Source organism: Lentzea sp. NPDC006480, assembly GCF_040611995.1.
GTDB lineage: Bacteria > Actinomycetota > Actinomycetes > Mycobacteriales > Pseudonocardiaceae > Lentzea.
The window spans coordinates 1-17,097 of record NZ_JBEXPJ010000184.1; the positions used below are offsets into that span (position 1 = coordinate 1).

10 protein-coding genes are annotated in these 17,097 nt (G+C 69.2%); 6 read left to right on the forward strand and 4 right to left on the reverse strand.

The features are described from left to right. Positions 1 to 293, forward strand: a 293-nt coding sequence (locus ABZX92_RS39720; RefSeq protein ID WP_355570637.1) for a hypothetical protein, incomplete at its 5' end; no start/stop codon positions are given. A 105-nt stretch (positions 294 to 398) separates the two neighbouring features. Beyond that, a complete protein-coding gene (locus tag ABZX92_RS39725) occupies positions 399 to 2,174 on the forward strand; it encodes a CocE/NonD family hydrolase (protein WP_355570638.1) in 1,776 nt (591 codons plus the stop codon). Here the strand turns inward: ABZX92_RS39725 and ABZX92_RS39730 are convergent. Together ABZX92_RS39730 and ABZX92_RS39735 are read right to left on the reverse strand one after the other, a co-directional pair. Further along, positions 2,171 to 2,941: a crotonase/enoyl-CoA hydratase family protein gene (locus ABZX92_RS39730; protein ID WP_355570639.1), complete on the reverse strand. Its 771-nt coding sequence runs from the start codon at positions 2,939 to 2,941 to the stop codon at positions 2,171 to 2,173. The two genes, ABZX92_RS39725 and ABZX92_RS39730, sit on opposite strands and share 4 nt — an antisense overlap. After that, positions 2,938 to 5,631, reverse strand: coding sequence for a BTAD domain-containing putative transcriptional regulator (locus ABZX92_RS39735; RefSeq protein WP_355570640.1), 2,694 nt, complete (start codon positions 5,629 to 5,631; stop codon positions 2,938 to 2,940). Before ABZX92_RS39735 ends, ABZX92_RS39730 begins: the two co-directional genes overlap by 4 nt. Before the next feature lie 553 nt (positions 5,632 to 6,184). Here ABZX92_RS39735 and ABZX92_RS39740 point away from each other — a divergent pair. The 3 genes from ABZX92_RS39740 (at position 6,185) to ABZX92_RS39750 (ending at position 10,952) form a co-directional block, all read left to right on the forward strand. Next, a complete protein-coding gene (locus tag ABZX92_RS39740) occupies positions 6,185 to 9,037 on the forward strand; it encodes a LuxR C-terminal-related transcriptional regulator (protein ID WP_355570641.1) in 2,853 nt (950 codons plus the stop codon). A 93-nt stretch (positions 9,038 to 9,130) separates the two neighbouring features. Continuing rightward, positions 9,131 to 10,231, forward strand: a complete 1,101-nt coding sequence (locus ABZX92_RS39745; protein WP_355570642.1) for a cytochrome P450 — start codon at positions 9,131 to 9,133, stop codon at positions 10,229 to 10,231. A gap of 10 nt (positions 10,232 to 10,241) precedes the next feature. Next, entirely contained in the window at positions 10,242 to 10,952 is a 711-nt protein-coding gene (locus tag ABZX92_RS39750) for a class I SAM-dependent methyltransferase (RefSeq protein ID WP_355570643.1), read from the forward strand. Between the two features lie 52 nt (positions 10,953 to 11,004). On the opposite strand, the gene ABZX92_RS39755 is transcribed toward ABZX92_RS39750, so the two are convergent. Together ABZX92_RS39755 and ABZX92_RS39760 are read right to left on the reverse strand one after the other, a co-directional pair. Beyond that, positions 11,005 to 13,836 carry a ferritin-like domain-containing protein gene (locus ABZX92_RS39755; protein WP_355570644.1) on the reverse strand — a complete coding sequence of 944 codons (2,832 nt, stop codon included), beginning with the start codon at positions 13,834 to 13,836 and terminating at the stop codon, positions 11,005 to 11,007. Next, complete coding sequence (locus tag ABZX92_RS39760) at positions 13,833 to 15,236, reverse strand: NAD(P)/FAD-dependent oxidoreductase (RefSeq protein WP_355570645.1); 1,404 nt, start codon at positions 15,234 to 15,236, stop codon at positions 13,833 to 13,835. The genes ABZX92_RS39755 and ABZX92_RS39760 overlap by 4 nt, the downstream gene beginning before the upstream one ends. A gap of 213 nt (positions 15,237 to 15,449) precedes the next feature. On the opposite strand from ABZX92_RS39760, the gene ABZX92_RS39765 reads away from it, so the two are divergent. Next, positions 15,450 to 17,042 (forward strand): tryptophan halogenase family protein, encoded by a 1,593-nt coding sequence (locus ABZX92_RS39765; protein WP_355570646.1) that lies wholly within the window; start codon positions 15,450 to 15,452, stop codon positions 17,040 to 17,042. Positions 17,043 to 17,097 lie beyond the last annotated feature (55 nt).

The window sequence follows — 17,097 nt, forward strand, 5'->3', positions numbered from 1 at the left end:
CTGACCGAGATGCGGGCGACGCGCGGGCGCGCACCGTGAGGTGGCCGGGTCACCTCGCCAGTGGTCGAAACGACGCGGGGATCGAGCGTGGGCACCTGGCCATGCGGTGGATCGGTGTGGACGACTTCTTCGAGATGTCTGGCATCGAGAGGACCCTCAGCAGGTCAGAGGGCGAATTGGTCTCCTCGCTGCTGGCCTGGGAGATCGATGTCGCCTTGAAGCACGGCGTCACACTCCCGGCCCCGGCCTACTCCATCCCAGACCAGGGCACGCCCCACCTGGCCAAGGTTTAGATCTTTCGGCCGTACCGGACACACCGCCGGTTTCGGTGAGATCCGTTGGAAGGACCCGATTCACCACACCCCTGCGGGTGAACGGGTCCTCCGACGGAGGAACTCATGCGAAGGGTCTACCTCGTCGCGGCCATCCTGCTGACGGCCGCGACGACATTCACGCCTGTCTCCAACGCAGCCCCTGCCGCGATCACCGAGACGGTGTACGTCGAGTCCACAATGGACAGCGACGCGGACGGTGAGCTGGACCGGATCGCCGCGGACGTGATGCGTCCGGACACCACGGCGAAGGTGCCGATCGTCATGGAGGCCAGTCCCTACTACGGGCTGGGCACCTTCGCGGCGAAGGCGATGGACGTGCCGCGCGGTTTCAGCCGGTGGTACGACGAGTACTTCGTGCCGCGCGGATACGCGGTCGTCGAGATGGAGATGCAAGGCACCTCCCGGTCGACCGGTTGCCCGACCACGGGTGGCCCCGAGGACACCGCCAGCGTCAAGGCCGTGGTCGACTGGCTGAACGGCCGGGCCAAGGCCTTCTACGCCGACGGCAGGCCCGCCACCGCCAGTTGGAGCACGGGCAACGTGGGCATGATCGGCGTGTCCTACAACGGAACCCTGCCCAACGCGGCTGCCGCGGCGAACATACCCGGCGTCAAGACGATCGTGCCGATCGCCGCGATCTCCAGCTGGTACGAGTACTCCCGTGACCAGGGCATCGCCTACCGCGGCGCGCACTCGAAGGACTACCCGACCTACCTCGCCAACTACGTGATCAGCTCCGCGCAGAAGGCGAAGTGCAAGCCGGTGCTCGACAAGCTGGCGGCCGAGGACGGCGACGAGACCTTCGACTACACGTCGTTCTGGAAGGCCCGCGACTACCGGCAGACCGCGCAGAACGTGACGGCGTCGGTGTTCGTCGTGCACGGGCAGGGCGACTGGAACGTCAAGCCGTCGCAGTTCGGCCGCTGGTGGCAGCAGCTCGCGGACCGGGGCGTGCCGCGCAAGATCTGGCTGCACCGCGGCGGGCACCTCGACCCGATCTCGTTCCGGCAGGCCGAGTGGCAGCGCGTGATGGGCCTGTGGATGGACCACTGGCTCAAGGGCGTGCAGAACGGGATCATGAACGAGCCCATGGCCGACTTCCAGAAGCCCGACGGCACCTGGGAGCAGGACGCCTCCTGGCCGCGACCGAACACCAGGGACACGACGCTGTACTTCGGCCCGGCGGCCGGTGGCATGTCGGGTTCGCTGACCACCGCTCCTGGTACCGGCACGCAACGCCTGGGGGACAACGCGAACCTCAGCGAGACGCAGATGATGGCCAACCCGGAGACGGCGGATCCGCGCCGGCTGGTCTACGTGACGCCACCGCTCACGCAGGCCGCGCGGGTGTCCGGCGCGGTCCGCGTCACGGCGAGGGTCACGTCGAACCGGGCGTCCACGCCGTTGACCGCGTTGCTGGTGGACTACGGCCCGAGCACCCAGGCGGTGATGACGGACCGGTCACCGATCCAGCTCTCCACCGAGACCTGCACGCGAGCGGACCTGCGTGACCGCACCGGCTGCGCCCGCCCGCCGGACGTCTCGGTGCAGGCGGTCACCGCGACCATGCTGACCCGGGGCTCCATCGACGCGAAGAACCGCACGTCACTGGAGACGTCAACCCCGTTGCCCACCAACGGGACCGTGGACGTCAGCTGGCGGCTGCACGCCCGGGACGCGCTGATCCCGGCCGGTCACCGCATCGGCATCGTGATCGTCACGAACCACAGCGGCTACGTGGCAACGGACACCGGGGCCGCCGGTATCGCGTTGAACGTGTCGCTCGGTGTCAGCAAGGTCGTGCTGCCGATCGTCGGTGGCGCGGTGATCACCGGCTAGAACTGTCCGTGTCTTCCGGCGCCGCCCGCGAACCTGGCGGCGCCGGAAGCACCTTCCCGCTGCACGATCGGCACTCCGGCCACGCCTTCCGCGCGCAACGCCTCCGCCACCGGCAGATCGAGGCCCGCGTAGGTCGACGCACGGTCCGTGAGCACGCATTCGAACGGGAACGCGGCGATCTGCGACGCCAGCTCCATCGCGACAGTCACCGCCTGGCCCGGTTCGACGACGCGGTTGACCAGCCCCATCGCCAGTGCTTCAGCAGCGGCGACCGGCCGTCCGGTCAGAATCAGGTCGAGCGCCCGGCCCAGGCCCACGATCCGGGGCAGGCGAACCGTGCCACCGTCGATCAACGGCACACCCCAGCGCCGGCAGAACACGCCGAACACCGCGTCACTCTCGGCCACGCGAAGATCAGCGAGCAACGCCAGTTCCAGCCCGCCCGCGACCGCATGACCGCTGACCGCCGCGATCAACGGCTTGCTGAGCTGCAACCGGGAAGGCCCCATCGGTCCTGCTCCGCCACCAGAGGGGTCGAGTTCGTTGCGGCGCGCGGGATCCCCGACCGAGGTGAGGTCCGCGCCCGCGCAGAACGTGCCGCCCGCACCGGCGAGCACCGCCACGCGCTGGCTGTCGTCGGCCTCGAACGACAGGAACGCGTCCAGCAGTTCGGCGGCCATCGGCCCGTCGACCGCGTTGCGCCGATCCGGCCGGTTCAGCCAGATCACCGTGGTGGTGCCGGTGATCTCGACCCGCACGTCGTTCATGAGTCCTCCGCGAGGGTGTCGAGTTGGCCCCGCACCCGTTCGGCGTCGCTGTCCTTGCCCTGCACCCGGTAGAGCTCCAGCGCCTCCTGCCACACCGAACGCGCCTCGTCGCGCTGACCGAGCGCGAGGTGGGACTGGCCGAGCCGGTCGAGCGTGTGCGCGGCTTCGACGGAGTTGCCCTCGGCCTCGTACAGCACGAGCGAGCGCCGGTAGTGGTCGATGGCCTGATCGTGGTTGCCGGACAGGTGCTCGACGTAGCCGAGACTGTCCAAAGTGGTCGCTTCGCCGCTCGGGTTGTGGTGCAGCCGATGCAGGGCGAGGGCTTCGAGGCAGTGCTCGCGGGCCGTGTCGTGGTCGCCGAGACTGGCCGCCGTCCAGCCGACCGTGTTGAGCGAACGGGCGATCCGCAGCGGGTCGCCGAGGGCGCGGTGCAGGTCGAGGGTGTGCCTGGCGTGGTGCAGGGCCTCGCGGTCGTCCCCGCGCATCGTCGACGTCCAGGCCAGCGAGTGGCGGGTGTGCGCCTGCTGGGTGAGGTCGTGGTGCTGTTCCGCCAGGGCCAGCGCCTGTTTCAGGTGCCGCACGGCCTCCTCGTGCTCGCCCAGCAGCGCGTGGGCGGTGCCGAGGCTGCGCAGGGTGCGGCAGTGGTCGGCCGGATCGGGCAGGTGGCTGGTGCTCTCCGCCGCGACGCGCCACACGGCGACTTCGGCGTGGCGGTGGCCGCCGCGGTAGTGGTAGGTCGCGAGGGACCACGCCAGCTGCCACACGACGTCGTGCCGGCCGCGGTCGGCGGCGGTGTGCTGGGCGGCCATCAGGCAGGCGTGCTCGGCGGCCACCCAGGCCAGCGGGTCCGTCAGCGGATGCGGGGTGCCCCGCGAGGTGAGCTGGATCGGTGGGCGCAACGGGTTGAGCAGGCGGTCGGCGGCGTAGGCGGTGTGCAGGTAGAAGCCGACGACCCGGTCGAGCGCCGCGTCCCTCAGCGTCTGAGGAGCTTTGGTGGCCGCGTAGCTGCGGATCAGGTCGTGCATCGAGTACCGGCCGTCCGCGCTGCGGTCCAGCAACGAGGCTTCCCGCAGCGCGCGCAGCACCCGTGCGGCACGTGCCGGTGTGAGGCCGGTGAGGCTCGCGGCGGCGGGCAGGCTGATGTCCGGGCCGGGTGCGACTCCCAGCAACCCGAACGCTTCCTGCTGTTCGGCCGTGAGCGCCTGGTAGGAGGTGGCGAGCACGACGGGCAGGCTTGCGGTCGGATCGTCGTCGTCGAGCGCGTCGACGCCGAAGTCGCGCACCTCGTCGGCGAGTTCAGCGAGGCGCAGGCGCGGCTGGGTGGCCGCGCGTCCGGCCAGGATGCCCAGTGCCAGCGGGAAACGACGGCAGTAGCCGAGCAACGCGGTGACCGCGTCCGGTTCGGCGGCGAGCCTCGCCGCGCCGAGTCGTTGTTCCAGCAACGCGCGGGCTTCGTCGTCGGACAGCAGGTGGAGGTCGAGGTGGCGGGCGCCGTGGCGGGCGACCAGGCCGGTCAGCACCCGGCGGCTGGTGATGACCACGGTGCACGACCCCGCGCCGGGCAGCAGCGGCACGACCTGCTCGGCGGTAGCGGCGTTGTCCAGCACGATCAGCATCCGCCGCTCGGCGACCAGGCTGCGGAACAACGCCGACCTCGCCTCGGTGGCGGCCGGAGTCTTGTCGTCCTCGACCCCCAGCGCGTCGAGGAACCCGCGCAGCACGGTGCCGGGCTCGAGCGGTGACGTGTCGGGGGAGAAGCCGCGCAGGTCTACGAACAGCTGTCCGTCGGGGAAGAGTTCGGTGTGCCGATGGGCCCAGTGCAACGCGAGCCACGTCTTGCCGATGCCACCCGCGCCGGCGACCGCCGAGATCACCACGGTGTCACCGGCGGCGTCGAGCCGGTCCAGCTCCTCGCGGCGGCCGACGAACGACACCGGCGCGGCGGGCAGCTGGCGGGGCACGAGCGGGACCACGCGCGCGTCGTCGGCGAGCAGCTGCTTGTGCAGTTCGCGCAGCGGGGTGCCCGGTTCGGTGCCGAGCTCCTCGACCAGCCGCTCGCGGACCTGCCGGTAGTGGTCCAGCGCGTCGGCGGTGCGGCCGGCCTGGTGCAGGGCCAGCAGGTACTGGCCCTGCACCCGTTCGTCCAGCGGGAGCTCGGCGGCGCGGGCGGCCAGCTCGACGACCAGCCGACCGCCGTGGCCGAGCCGGAGCCGGGCGTCGACCAGGTCGTTCCGGGCCGCCAGGCGCTCCAGCTCCAGCTGGGCGCGTTCGGCTTCGGCCCACTCGCCGGTGAGTCCCGCCAGCGGTTCCGCCTGCCACAGCTCCAGTGCCTCGGTCAGCAGCCGCGCGGCGTCGTCCGGGGCCGTCCGCGCGCGTGCGCAGAGGTCGCGGAACCGCAGGAGATCGATCGCGTCGCCCATCAACGCGTAGCCGCCGGACCGGTGCTCGACGGACAGGTCCTCGACGTCGGCCAGCGCCAGCCGCAACCGGGAGATGTAGCTGTGCAGCGTGGAGCGTTGCGGCGCGTCCGCACCCCACACCCGGTCGAGCAGCCGGTCCGCCGGCACGACCCGGCCCGCGTCGACCGCCAGCGCGGCCGCCAGGCACCGCTGTTTGGGATGCCCCAGATCGACCGGCACCCCGTCCGCGTGCGCGGCCACTTCCCCGAGTAGACGCAGCAGTTTCTTCACCCTCTCCCGTCCCCCCGGTCCAGCCTATCGACCCCGCCGGAGCAGGCCGCTGCGGCGGAATGAAGGAGCGGTGGGCGAATCCGGAATTCGCTCGTGAGGTGGGAGCGCGGCCACCTGAATAGTCGAGATTCGGTGCCAAACGAGGTTTTGGCGGATCTCTGAAGAACCCGATTTATCTTGAGTGCGTCGTCTCGTTTGGTAGGAGTTTCGGGCGTGTGCGGGTAGGGGTACTCGGCGGTCTGGGTGTTCCCCTAGAGTTTTGGTCATTATGGTCGTGGTGAGACCGTTTCGGTCCTTTTGGTCTAGACGGTGACAATGTCAGGGCAACCTTAAATTCATATCCTGAGCACTGCGGGGCGGTGGCCTTAACTCCGCCGGAACGCGCCTCGCGACCTGCGCGAACATGTCTGAAATGCGCGGGAAACCGCACCTGCCGGTGAATCCGCGAGGAGGTGGCGTACTGAGACGTATATCTGGCCAGCGGAGTTTTGACATACCTATCCTCAATTGCACGCCGCCGCCGAAGTGACTGCACAGCCGACGGGGAGAGAGTGTGGAGCGTCGGATTCTGGAAGAGCTCGCGGACTCGGCGGTACCGGAAACGACCGGTCTCAGGTGGTCGTTGCACGGCCGAGTGGATCAGGTGTCCCGCATCGAGGCGTTGATGCGGGAAAGCGTCGAGAGACCGCGAGCACAAGTCGTCGTGCTCGAGTCCGGTGCCGGCACCGGCAAGACGCGGTTGCTGCTGGAGGTGATGGCCTCCGCGGCCAGGCGCGGGTTCGCGGTGGTGAACGGCGCGGCGGACCAGCCGGGCCTGGTGCGGGCGGTGACGCTGGTCAACCCCCGCAACGGCAGGCAGGAGGACGACCGGGCCGGGGCCCTCGCCGGACGGTTCGAGGCGCAGCTGGCGGGCCACCTCCGCCGCGGCCCGGTGCTGGTGGCCGTGGACGACGCGCAGTGGACCGATCTGACGCTGCTGCACGCGCTCAGCGCAGTGGTGTCCAAGTTGGACAGTGCGCCGGTCTTCTGGTTGTTCGCGGTGCACGCGGATCACGCTGACTCGCCCAACGGCGCCGTGCTGCGCACCCTCGCGCGCAAGCACCGCGCCGAGTGGCTGGGCCCGCTGGAGCCGCTGACCGGTGAGGCGGTCGCCGGGATCGCGGGCGACCTGCTCGACGCGACGCCCGGCGAGGACGTGGTGGCGTTGTGCGAGAGCGTCGGCGGCACCCCGCAGGCGATCGTCGACCTGGTGCTCGACGTGCGGCGAGAAGGTTGCGTCACGGTCACCGACCACGTCGCGCGGCTCACGTCCGGGCCGATGTCGACCGGGATCGCCTCGGCGGTCGAACCGGATCCCGGCGCGCCGCTGCCCCGTCCGTTCGTGCGGCTGATGCGGGCGCGGTTGCGGGAGCTGTCGACTCGCGCACAGGAGGTGCTGCAGGTCGCGGCCGTCCTCGGGCACAGCTTCGCGCCGCAGGACCTCGCCGAGATGCTCGGCGAACGTCCCGCCCAGCTGCTCGGCCCGTTGCAGGAGGCGCTCGCCGCCGGGTTGATCGGCAGCCACTCCGACCAGTTCGTGTTCCACCGCGAACCGGTGTGGCGCGCGGTGCTCGACACCGTGCCCGAGCTGCTGCGCTCGATGCTGCACCGGCAGGCAGCCACGATGCTGCTGAGCGATCCGCGTGGCCGGATCGAGGCCGCGGCGGTGCACCTGGTGCACTGCGCGGTGCCCGGCGACGAGGAGGAGATCGGCACGATCCGGGAAGCGGCGCAACGGATGCTCGCCGCATCACCCCAGGCCGCGTCAGCCCTCGCAACCAGGGGACTGCGGATCGCGCCGACCGACAGCACCGATCACGTGGCGCTCGCGACGACGGCGACCGCGGCGCTCGTCCGGCTCGGCAGCCTGAGCGACGCGGTCGAGCTCGCCGAGGAGCAGCTGCGGGTGCACGCGGGCACCTGTCCCGAGTTCACCCGGCCGTTGCGGACGTGGCTCGCCACGGCGTTGATGCTGCGCGGCGACACGACGGCGGCGTTCGACGTCTCGAAGGAGACGCTGGCCGCCACCAAGTCCCGCAGTGCTGCCAGCGAGCCATGTCCGGAGCTGCTGCTGCTCAACGCGATGTCGCACAACGACCACAGCAAGGTCGCCGAGGTGGCGAACCGGGTGCTGGACGCGCCTGGGCCGCACAGCGACGACGTGCGCGCGGCCGCGTTGAACGTACGGGCGATGGCGCACTGGCGGGAAGGCAGGCTCGACGCGGCCATGAGCGCCGTCGACGAGGCGGTGCGGTTGCGCGGACCGCTGACCCGAGCGTGGCAGTGCGATCCACTGTGGACACGGGCGTGGCTGCTCACCAGGGTTCGCCGGCTCGACGAGGCGCTCGACGCGGCCGAGGCGGCGCGCAAGGCGATCGACTCCGAGCACAACGGTGTGCTGAGCCCGGTTCCGCTGGCGCTGCGCGCGACGATCCTTCTGGCCAGAGGTGATTTGATCGCTGCTGAAGCAGATGCGAGGGCTGGCCTCGCCGCTTCCGAGCGCGCGGAAATGCCGTTGTACGAACCGCAGTTGCGCGCTGTCCTGGTGATCTCGGCGTTGCGGCGCGGTGATCTGGCGCAGGCGACGGACGGCTTGCGGCGACTGGAGGAGTGCGCACCGGCCGAGCGGGCGCAACCGTGGTCGGCTTTGGTGCGGGTGTTGTCAGCGCTCGTCACGTCGGCGCGGCGCGGTGTGCAGGCGGCGATGGAAGAACTCCGCGAGGTGCTCTCGGATCCGCGGCAGTGCCGGGTGTTGCTGCTCGAAGACCCGTCGATGACGGCGTGGTCCGTGCGCACCGCGTTGTCCGCCGGAGCCCGCGATCTCGCGGAGACCGTCGTGGTCGCCGCGGAGCAGATCGCGGCCGGAAACCAGTGCTACGCCACACTTGTGGCCGCTGCCCGGCACGGCAGGGCGTTGCTGGACGGCGACGTCAGCGGGCTGGCGGGGCTGGAGGAGAGCTACGGCGACCCGTGGGCGGTGGCGTCGGTCATCGAGGACACCGGCACGTTGCTGCGCGACGGTGACGCTGACGGGGACCGCGAGCAGGCGATCGCCGAGCTGAACCGGGCGATGGCCGCGTTCGACGAGCTCGGCGCGGAGTGGGACTCGGCGCGGGTGCGGCGCAAGCTGCGCCGGCTCGGGGTGCGCAGGCGGCACTGGAACCACGAGGCCCGGCCGGAAACCGGGTGGGACAGCCTGACCAGCACCGAGGCGAAGGTCGCGCGGCTGGTGGCCCGCGGGCTGACGAACCGGCAGGTGGCGAGCGAGATGTTCGTGTCGCCGCACACCGTCGGCTTCCACCTGCGGCAGATCTACCGCAAGCTCAACATCCAGTCGCGGGTGGACCTGGCTCGTATCGCGCCCTGATGCCGGTGGTGGTCGTGGGAACGCGCTCACGACCACCTACCTGCGTGAACGTGCAGTGTCGCGGTGTCCGCCGGTGCCCTTAGCGTCGTTCGCGTGGAACAGATCCAGCTTCCCGACGGCAAGAAGGTCTGGCTCGTCTCGGACTACGCGGGCACGCGGAGCGTCCTGACGGACCCGCGGCTCACCACCGACCCGTTTCGCATGGGTGACAAGGCTCCGTTCTCGGCGTTCCCGGAGTCGGTCGCCTCGGTGATGGCGCACGACATGCTCAACAACGACCCGCCCGCGCACACCCGGCTGCGGCGGCTGGTCACGCCGACGTTCACCGTGCGCCGGATCGCCGACCACCGCCCGTACGTCGAGCAGGTCGCCGCCGAGCTGCTCGACAACTTCGGCGAGACCCCTGATCTGGTAGGCGATTACGCCGGCCCGCTCGCGACCACCGTGCTCGGCGCGCTGCTCGGAATTCCGGCGGAGGACGCCGCCGACGTCCGGTCCTGGTCCGAGCTGTTCGTGCTGGACCTGTTGACCCGCAACGAGGAGGCCGTCGAGGCCACTCACAAGCTCTCTGACTACACCAAGAGGCTCGTGGAGGAACGCCGCCGGAATCCGGGCGACGACCTGGTTTCGCGGCTCGTGTCGATGCGTGACGACGAGGACCGCCTCAACGACGAGGAGCTCGCGTCCACCGTCTTCACGCTGGTGATCGGCGGCCAGACTGCGACGACCCAGTTGCTCGCGAAGGCGTTGTACCTGCTGCTGACCCACCCCGACCAGCTCGAACTGCTGCTCGCGGACTGGAGCCTGCTGCCGGCCGCGGTGCACGAGGTGCTGAGGATCGACCCGCCGCTGCAGATGACGTCGTTCCGGATGGCGACCGAGCCGATCACGTTGGACGGCAAGACCGTTCCGGCCGGCGACATCATCGTGTGTGCGCTGAAGGACGCGAACCGCGACCCGGCCCGGTTCACCGACCCCGAGCGGTTCGACATCCGCGGCGGCGACAGCCAGCACCTCGGTTTCGGCCACGGCCTGCACCGGTGCATCGGCGCCAATCTCGCCGAACTGCAGTGCCAGGTCGGCATCACGGCGTTCTTCACCCGCTTCCCCCACGCCAAGCCGGTGGGGGAGGTGTCCTGGCGCCAGACGCCGCTGATCACCGCTCTCACTTCGCTCACCGTCGAACGAAACTGAGGAGTACCACTTGACCGACCGCCGCCGCATCGGGTTCGACAATCCCCACGCAGACCTGGGCTTCGACAACCCGGAGTTCTGGAACTTCATGTACGACGACGAGACCGCGCCGTGGCTCATCGACGGGCCACAGCCGGTCATCGCCGATCTCGTGCGCCAAGGCCTGGTGCGTGGTCGTGTGCTCGAACCCGGTTGCGGGTCGGGCGAGCACACGATCCTGTTCACCAGGCTCGGCTACGACTGTCTCGGCACCGACCTCTCGCCGAGCGCCGTGGAGTACGCCCGCCGCACCGCGGTTCAGAAGGGCGCGCCCGCAGCGCGGTTCGAGGTCGCGAACATGCTGCGGCCCGACGACTACCCGTTCCTCACGCCTGGCTTCGACACGGTCGTCGACGTGGCGATGTTCCACGGGTTCGGGGCGTACGGCGACAACCTCGACGTCGCCAAGGAGTATGCCGCCGTGCTGCACGACATCTGCAACCCGAACGCGCTCGTGCACGTCCTGGCCCACGCGGACGCCGGACCAGGCCTCAGTTCGGGCATCAGCGCAGAGGTGATCAAGGAGAGCTTCGCCACCGGCTGGGCGATCGAGTCCGTGGAACTCTCCACCTACCGCGCCCGCGTAACCGAGCTCATCGCCCAGGAAGCCGCGGATTCGGGCCTCCCGGCAGACGGCCCGGTGGAACTGCCGGCCTGGCTGGTCCGGCTCCGCCGTCTCTGAGCTACGTCTGCAAGTACCACCAACTGCGAGTTGGTGGTACTTGCAGACGCCTTCACCCGGCGAACACCTCGGCGAAGTGATCCAGGTTGGCGGCCACCTTGTCGTGCACCAGGGGGCACTTGCGTGCGGCGTCGGCGAGGGTGCGGAACTTCATTGAGAGGGACTTCCGGGCGACGTCCGGGCGTGGGATGAAAGCAGGCTGCTCGTCGAGTTCGAACGACGGGCCCGCGGTACGGCCGTGCCGCCCCGACGGCACGGCCACCAGCAGTTCGCCCAGTGGGCGCATCACGCCCGTCATCACGTCGATGGCGGTGTTCATGAACTTGGAGCGGCGCAGGCTCTCGTCCGGGTTGCCGAAGTGCTGGACCATCAGCTGCAGCACCATGAAGTACGAGCCGTTGAACAACGCCGTGAGCTCACGTGCGGTCGGGTCGGTGACGAGTTCCTTCGCGTGGCCCTCGTGCAGCGTCGGGTTCCGGGCCACCGGGTACGCCGGGTTCCACTGCGCGCGGCCTTTGTCGGCGGCGGTGAGGCGTTCCTTCATGAGCAGCTCGGAGATCCGGACGAACGTGTCGTAGTGCGAGTCCTCCTCGGAATCCTCGGTCAGCACCTGGCCTTCACCCTGCTCGGTCACGAAGTCGATCGCGAACAACGCGCTGCGCAGGTCGTCGACCTCCAGCACGTAGTCGGGGTGCCGGGCGTTGACCGACTCGCGCATGAACAGCCGATGCTCGCCACCGCCCCGGCCCTGGTCGACCAGGAACAGGTCCGGAACCCGTTGCAGGCCTTCCCTGATGTCCCCGTACAGCTCGCTCAGCGACGCGTAGTCGTGACTGTCCGATGTGGATGGAAGATCGCCCAGCCGGACCGCGCCCACGAGCCCCTCGGGCTGCTCGATCTGGATGAACCGCTGCACGCTGCCGAGGTTGAACGCTTCGAGGCAGAAGTCCAGCGGCACCGGCAGTTGCTCGTTCAGCGTGCCGAAGTCGATGTCCGGCACGAAGAACGGTTCACCGGTGGCCATCAGCACGTTGTTGATGACCAGGAAGTGGATCATCTCCTCGCGGGCGACGTCCATCAGGCTCGCCCGCAGGCCGCCCTCGCGGGTCTCGCCGCCGTCGCCGCACATCAGCGTCAGCTGCTCTGGCGTCCAGTCACCGCGTCGCACCAGCTCTTCGCCCGCGCCGTAGGTGGGAATCGAGTAGGCCGCGTAGAGGTACTGCAGCATCACCGCCAGCTCGATCGTCACGCCGTGCTTGAGCGCCCGGATCAACTCGGTGCGGGTGGTGATCGGCCGTGATGAGCGCGAGAGCGACGGCTCGATCGTCGGAACGGCCACCTCGGCTCGTCGGGCGCGCAGATACTTGAGCATCAACCGAGCCTGCGGGCCGGTCAGGTCGCGGGTCTGCGGCATGTAGTACGTCTTCATGCGGTTGCGCGGATCGCACATGTTCCAGGTGATCTGGTAGTACGTGTCGATCCGGAACTTGTCGGCCAGACTGAACACCTCGTCCGCCATGAACGAGTACATCAGCTCGTAGAACGCGAAGACCTCGCGGTAGAGCAGGTCGAACGTGACCTCGTCCTGCGGCACGTCGTCCATCCACCAATGATTCGGCAGCACCCGCACGGTCATCGACCCGCTGGGCGAGAACTCCAGCCTCGTCGCTCCGGCCTCGGCACCCCGGACCACGAACTGCCCGCGACCCGCCGAGTCCGTGCTGATGACGTCGGCGCTCAGTTGCACCACGTCGATGTTCTCGCGCTGGTCGAGCGGAAACGCGCGCGGGTTGTGAGACTGTCTGATGTGGACGTCCGCGGCTGCCGGAACCCCGCGCACGAACGTGCGCACCTCGACCGTGACGTCCTGCGAACTGTCCGAAGCATCACGCGGGTGCTCCAAGAACAGGCTCGCCTCGTCGACGACGACCACGACCTCCTGCTCACGTGCCACGACGTCACGCCCGCTCACCAGACACAACGCTTCGTCCGTCGCCGGGCACGGCACCGTGACGACGCCGACCTCCCCGGGCACAGCCGCCAGAACCTCTCCGGACTCGGTGCACAGCTGCAGATCGTCTGCGGGAGCGAAGCGGTTGAACGTGGCCAGGCCGTCGTGCAGATCAACGGTGAGGTCGCCCAGCACCCGCCCCGCGGGAAAGGTCCGCGGCTCCCCGGCGTGCCAGGGCGCGATCGTGCCCCGCAACTGCCACGCCCTGGTCCCGGGCATCGGCGCCGGATCGGCCATCACCAGCTGCACGACGAGCCCGTCGGCCTCACCGGCCCCGACCATCGAGCGCAACCGATCAACAGCGGGGGAGGTGCCGGCACTGTCCAGCCAGATCATCTCCTCGCCGGCGCGCACGACGAACTGGTGCACCACCCGGCCGTCCGACTGAAAGCGCGGCGGCTGCATCCCGTGCACCCCGCCGGAGAACATGTACTCGACGTCGTGCGAACGCCCCAGCCGCCCGAACCCGAACTGCCCCACCATGATCGTGGTGGACGTCTCGCCCGCGGGGTCGACGTCGAAGATCCGCGCCCGGTTGAACGTCGTCGCTAGGTACTCGTTGTAGTGCCCCCACACGTCGACAGCGCGCCCGACCACGGCATCATCAGTGATCACGTTGCCCGCCACCAGCTCGACACCCGTGATCGCGGCATCGATGTTGAACGTGCCGTTGGCGCCGAACGTCTCACCCTTCCCACCTACGCGGTCGAGGTACGCGTGGTACTCGGCAGCCGGGCGATCACGCGGGAACGGTTTGCCGTCCATCAACGCGGTGTGGGTGCTGAAGTCGACGAGCCCGTTGCGCGGCCCCGTCGGCAACCTGGTCAGCGCGACACCGGCGAAGCGCAGGCGGGGCAGGTCGAAAACACTCATCGTCCGGTCTCCTCGACGAACTTCACGGCACGCAGGGCCGACTCGATGGCCCCGTCGATCCACCCGGTGACGGTCGCGCACGGCTCACCCGCGAAGAACAACCGGCCGCGCTCGGGACGTGCGGCCCGATCACGTTCCTCCAGGCACGCGGCCTCGTCCTTGTTCCACCGCAGCACACCGGCACCGGAGCTCCACGGGTACTTGCCCCACGGCAGGCTCACGGCCTCGACGAACATCCCGTCCTCCAGCAGCTCGGGATGCATGCCCGCGACCTCGTCCAGCACGAGCGCGTGCCGTTCCGCCTCCGGCAGGTCATCGAGCACGGCCGCGTCGGCGCCGATCGTGTAGCTGGCCAGCAGAGCGGCACCGCGAGCCGGATCGCCCTCCACCGCCGGGTAGTAGGTCTGCCGGATGTGCCCGCCGCCGTAGGACGCTCCGCCGTTGATGCCGTCGCGTTCCCAGAACGCGTCCCGGCACAGGAACCCGATCTTGGTGGCCGGCCAGTGCGTGACCTCGTCGAGCACCGCGAGCTTGTCCTCGCTGAACCCGTCGAGCTCCAGCTTGCGCAGCACGGAGAACGGAATCGTGCTCAGCACGTAGTCGCACCGCAGGACCAGTCCAGTTGAGACGGTCACGGTGACGTGGTCGTCGTGCACGGCGATCCCGCGCACCTCGTGACCTGTCCGGATCGGCCCCTTGATCCTGGCGGCCAGAGCGGTCGCGATCTGGTCCATCCCGCCTTCGAGCCGCCGCAGGCCCGCGCTGGTCTCGTCGAGGATGTCGCCGATGAAGTGGTTGATCCGCCCGGTGCCGCTGGTGCGCACCTCCGGATGCGCCGCGAAGAACGCGTGCAGGTCGATCTGGTCGCGTGCCTCACCGACCAGGAACGGCGTGATGTCGATCCGGTCCACGGCTTCGAGCAGCGCGGCGAAGTCCGGCCGCAGCTCCTGCATGAAGCTGCCGGGCGCGATCGCGTCCCCGATGGCGGTGATCCACGCTCCGAACAGGACGGTCTCGTCCTTGAGGTCGTCGGCCATGAGCTCCTGGTAGTCCCGCACCAGAACCTTGGCCGCGTCGCGCACGCGCACGAACCCCGCGCGGGTGCGGTGGTAGGCACCGTCGTCGGAGAACAACGTCCGGAACTCGCGGAGCTTGTGCGACAACCCCAGCTTCTCGATGTAGTCCAGGGTGTGCCGGTGCTGCGCGGGAATCCGCATGGCCCCCAGCTCGACCAGCGGCGCGTCCGGCCCGTCCCCGAACCGGTGCGTGTAGACCCGGCCGCCGACCCGCGGGCTCGCCTCGATCACCTCGACCTCGTGGCCCAGCTGCTCGAGCTCGTACGCGGCCGCGAGACCTGCCATACCCGCACCGAGAACGGTGACCTTCTTCCGTGGTGACATCACGAAGACATCTTCTCGGCGCTCTGCCTACCACCACATCACGCGATCCCGCGCGGTCCGCGGGGGATGCGCGCAGGTTCGTTTGACGACACGCTGCGTCTCAGTTCGCTGACCCCGCGTGATCGGAGAGGTTCTTCTGCGCACGCGACTGTTCCGGCACCCGGCCCCCTAACTTCGGCCCAGATCGCGAAATCGGGACGAAGGGATCTGCAGGTGGAAGATCATCGGATCAGGAAGGTCACCGTCCTCGGCGGTGGCACCGCGGGTTGGATGACCGCCTCCTACCTCGGCAAGGCGCTCGGCCCGGACGTCTCGGTCACCGTGCTCGAAGCGCCGTCCATCCCGAGGATCGGCGTCGGTGAGGCCACCGTGCCGAACCTGCACAAGACGTTCTTCGACTTCCTCGGCCTCGACGAGGACGAGTGGATGCGCGAGTGCAACGCCGCCTACAAGATGGGCGTCCGGTTCATCAACTGGCGGACTCCCGGTGTGGGGGAAGGCGAAGCGCGCGAGCACCACGGCAAGCCGGACCACTTCGACCACCTCTTCGGCCTGCTGCCCAACCACGCGAACTGGCCGTTGTCGCACTACTGGACGGCCGAGCGGCTCGCCGGGCGGACCGACGAGCAGTTCGACTACGCCTGCTACCGCGAGTCGCCGATCCTCGACGCGAAGCTGGCGCCCCGGCACGCGGACGGGTCGCGCTGGACGAACTACGCGTGGCACTTCGACGCCCACCTCGTCGCGGACTTCCTGCGCCGCTTCGCCACCGAGCGGCAGGGTGCGATCCACATCGAGGACGAGATGACCGAGCCGGTCATCGACCAGCGCGGCCACATCACCGCGCTGCGCACCAAGTCCGGCCGTGTCGTCGAGGGCGACCTGTTCGTCGACTGCTCCGGTTTCCGAGGCCTGCTCATCAACAAGGCGATGCGCGAGCCGTTCCTCGACATGAGCGACCACCTGCTCAACGACAGCGCGGTCGCGACCGCTGTGCCGCACGACGACGAGTCTCAGGGTGTCGAGCCGTACACGTCGGCGATCGCGATGAAGAACGGCTGGACCTGGAAGATCCCGATGCTGGGCCGGTTCGGCACCGGCTACGTCTACTCCAGCCGATTCACCACGGCGGACGAGGCGACTCGCGAGCTGTGCGACATGTGGGGCCTCGACCCCGAGACGCAGCCGCTCAACCACGTGAAGTTCCGCGTCGGCCGCAACCGCCGCACGTGGGTGCGCAACGTCGTCAGCATCGGCCTGTCGTCGTGCTTCCTGGAGCCGCTGGAGTCGACCGGCATCTACTTCATCACCGCCGCGCTCTACCAACTGGCCAAGCACTTCCCGGACAAGCGGTTCGACCAGGTGCTCGCCGACTCGTTCAACCGCGAGATCAACACCATGTTCGACGACAGCCGCGACTTCCTGCAGGCGCACTTCTCGCTGGCGCCACGCGACGACTCGCCGTTCTGGCGGGCCTGCAAGGAACTGGAGCTGGCGCCGGACTTCAAGCAGAAGCTCGCCGCGTACCGGGCGGGGCTCGCGGTGAACATGCCGGCCGTCGACGAGACGACCTACTACGCGAACTTCGAGGCGGAGTTCCGCAACTACTGGACGAACTCCAGCTACTACTGCATCTTCGCGGGCCTCGACTACCTGCCCGAGCACCCGTTGCCGTTGCTGGAGCAGCGCGGTGACCTGGTGGCGGGCGCCGAGGTGGCGTTCGCGGAGATGAAGAACAAGCAGAAGGAACTGCTCGCGACGCTGCCGACGCACTACGACCACCTGCGCAAGCTGCACGGACGATGAGCCCAGTACTAATAGGCCGAGGACTTGTTACAAAAATGCTACGCATCCACTGTGC